Origin of the sequence: Steroidobacter sp. (assembly GCF_016790065.1) — a bacterium.
Classification (GTDB): Bacteria; Pseudomonadota; Gammaproteobacteria; order Steroidobacterales; family Steroidobacteraceae; genus Steroidobacter.
On record NZ_JAEUPY010000025.1, the window covers coordinates 1 to 2,672 of the forward strand.

Annotated in this window: 3 protein-coding genes; 1 reads left to right on the forward strand and 2 read right to left on the reverse strand. The window is 61.0% G+C overall.

Annotated features, from left to right (window positions below; all coding sequences use genetic code 11):
• Window positions 1-150 precede the first annotated feature (150 nt).
• Window positions 151-963: a hypothetical protein gene (locus JNL55_RS00950; RefSeq protein ID WP_293848334.1), complete on the reverse strand. Its 813-nt coding sequence runs from the start codon at window positions 961-963 to the stop codon at window positions 151-153.
• Between the two features lie 81 nt (window positions 964-1,044).
• Window positions 1,045-1,464, reverse strand: a complete 420-nt coding sequence (locus JNL55_RS00955) for a hypothetical protein (protein WP_293848336.1) — start codon at window positions 1,462-1,464, stop codon at window positions 1,045-1,047.
• 223 nt (window positions 1,465-1,687) lie between these two features.
• Between JNL55_RS00955 and JNL55_RS00960 the strand changes: the two genes are divergently transcribed.
• Window positions 1,688-2,672, forward strand: a 985-nt coding sequence (locus tag JNL55_RS00960) for a hypothetical protein (RefSeq protein ID WP_293848338.1), incomplete at its 3' end; no start/stop codon positions are given.

The following is a 2,672-nucleotide window of genomic DNA, read 5'->3' on the forward strand; positions in this document are numbered from 1 at the left end:
GTGCCCGACGAACCGCTCGACATCCGCAGTGGCAGAGAACGACGGCCCGCGTATCGCACATTGGTCTATACGTGCTGTTGCGCGGTGATTTCACGCGTCACTTCTCATCCCGCAACTGGATGCGTCAGATTTGCGGACGCGCCAGTACGCTTAGAGTTTTGGAGCCTTCCCGGAATCTAGTCGTACCTTGCGTGCCTCGGCTTCCAGATCCGCCAGCCACTGTTTCGTCGCCTGCATGGCAGGCACGCCGTAACCAGGGTCGGTCATCTGAAATTCCATGGTCACAACAGACGAGCCGCCGGCCTTGGTCGTCAACTTGACCTGCAGGACGCCGCTGCACTCGGAGGCATTGGCCGGCGCCAGCCCGTTCTTCTGCTGCAAGTCATACCACCTCAGTGAATCCGGCGTCTGGGAGACAGGAGGCAGCAGGAGGCCCTTGTCGAGCTTGCCGCACGGCTTGCGGTTCGCCTCCGCCCAGCCAAGTTGCGTTGTGATCTGCCCGATGCCGTATTTCGACTGTGTGTTTGGCTTCCCGTACTTTTGTGCGACGGAATCGATCATTCGCTCCAGCGCCGGTGGGTTGGCGTAGCTGGAGAGCGTGCGGCGGAGGCTGATCACCCGCTGGCCAGTTGGCGGCGCCGAAAATTCCACCTGGATGGTTTCGCCGTCCTGGCCCGTTTGCGGGACCCGCACGATCAGGCCAGATGTGAATGATGGCGTTTCCTGCTGTTTCGCCCCGTCGTGGAAGGTGAATTTCAGAGAGTTCGTCGTCACCTGCGCGTTGGGCGAGTGCGCCTTGATGGCCGCGAGCGCCTGTTGCTCGGTCATACCCAGCTTGAGGCCGACAATGTCCCAGCCCGGAGCCGCCTGCGCGGCGGGGGTCGAACACAGTAGCGCAGCCAACGCGACGCTCCGGCGAGAAAATCCACTGGACGAGATTCTATTGGGGACGCGATCAGACATCGGAGCACACTCTGCAGATGGCGTTATGGATCGAAGGTGTTGAAACGCTCGGCGCTGGCTCGGCATGCACGGCTTCTTCGCTCACGCCTTCAGCATGTCGGCCGCCCGCGTGTAGTTGCGCGCCTCATAAATTGTCCAGAGCCCACCAGCAATGAAGATCACCCCAATGAGGATGAACAGAGTCATCGCGCCGAGCGCGATGAGCGTCGCGCCCATGAGGTAGCCGACGACCGTGGGAATGCTATAAACCGCACGGGTTTTATCATTCCGCAATGCCAGAGCCTTGAACACCCCGTTCTTCTCGCTCCCGGCGAGCGTAACCTCATCTCCATCCCGGACATCCGGCACGTCCGGCAGCTTGATCTGAGCAGATCGACCGTCGACCCGGAACGCAATGACCTGCCCCGTTTTTACGGAACCGCCATTACGGCCCACCGTGCCCCGGGTTTCAGTTGAATGTCGGATGCCACTGACAACTCCGCTGAGCGTCGTGAGTCCCATGCAGGCCCCATTGCTGATGACGAACGTTTAGACAAAACGGGTCACTCATTTGCTCATGATGCCCCGCGGCTGTAGAGTCATTATCGAGTCGACAAAGGATGCTTTCGTCCCCTAGATGAGGGAGAAGTTCAGGACGACGCATCGAACGGATCAGGACGAGAAATCCTTCAGGCGGATAGATGAGAAAAGCGAGCGCCGACGAATGAGAGATCGTGTTAGAGCCGTGTCATCTCCCCGTGAAAGCAGTTCCAGACTCTCGGGCCTGATTGCACATCTTTACGATGCTGCCCTCGATGAGGCGCTGTGGCCTGGAACCGCGACGCGAATCGCCGAAGCCTTCGACTCCGTCAGCACCGTCGTGAAATTGCACGGCGACGGGGCGTGGGTCAGCCTGATCGAATGCACTGACAACTTGCTTGTCGGGAAGCGGGATCAGGCCTGGGCCGATGACTGGCACCGCCGCGACCTCTGGGTCGAGCGCTCACTGGCTCATGGCCTGTCTCAGGTGATTACAGACGAAGATCTGGTAACGCCCGAAGAACGGGCGCGCAGCGGCTTTTATCAAGAATGGCTGCGCCATCTCGGCATCTATCACATGCTCGGCGCAGTATTTCCGACCGCCGATGGCGCGACCGGCGTGCTCGGCATTCATCGTCCGCGTGAAGCGGGAGCATATGCCCGCGCAGATCGATTGCGGGCGAAAGTCTTGCTGCCTCATCTGCAACGTGCGTTACGGCTTGGCCAGCGCCTCGCGTCGATATCGCGCTCGCATGTCTCCATGCTGGAGGCGCTGGATCGAATGGACACCGGCGTACTCATGATTGACAGCGCCTGCCGTGTGATCCAGGCGAGCGCCATGGCAGAGACTCTGCTCCGCGAGAATAAGGAGCTCACGCTGTTGAGCGGGCGTCTGTCGCTCCGCCAGCCCGACCTACAAAACAAGCTGCTCGCGTTGGTTCGCGCTGGGATGGATGCTGCCAGGGGAAGGCTGGCCGCAGCCGATTCAGCCGTCTCCATTCCGCGATCCGGCCGTGCGCCGCTGACGCTAGAAGTCGCGCCGCTGCGCCCCTCGACACATCTATTCGGCTACCAGCGCCCCGCTCTGTTGATTTTTCTCCGCGACCCAGAAGCGCCAATCGCGTCGGCGCGTTTGCGCGACCTGTTTGAGCTGACCCGCACCGAAGCCTCCGTCGCCGCCTCGCTTGGCC

Excerpts from the sequence above, each read along its gene's own strand:
- JNL55_RS00950 (WP_293848334.1), bottom strand. The coding sequence starts at position 963 with ATGTCTGATCGCGTCCCCAATAGAATCTCGTCCAGTGGATTTTCTCGC.
- JNL55_RS00955 (WP_293848336.1), bottom strand. The coding sequence starts at position 1,464 with ATGGGACTCACGACGCTCAGCGGAGTTGTCAGTGGCATCCGACATTCA.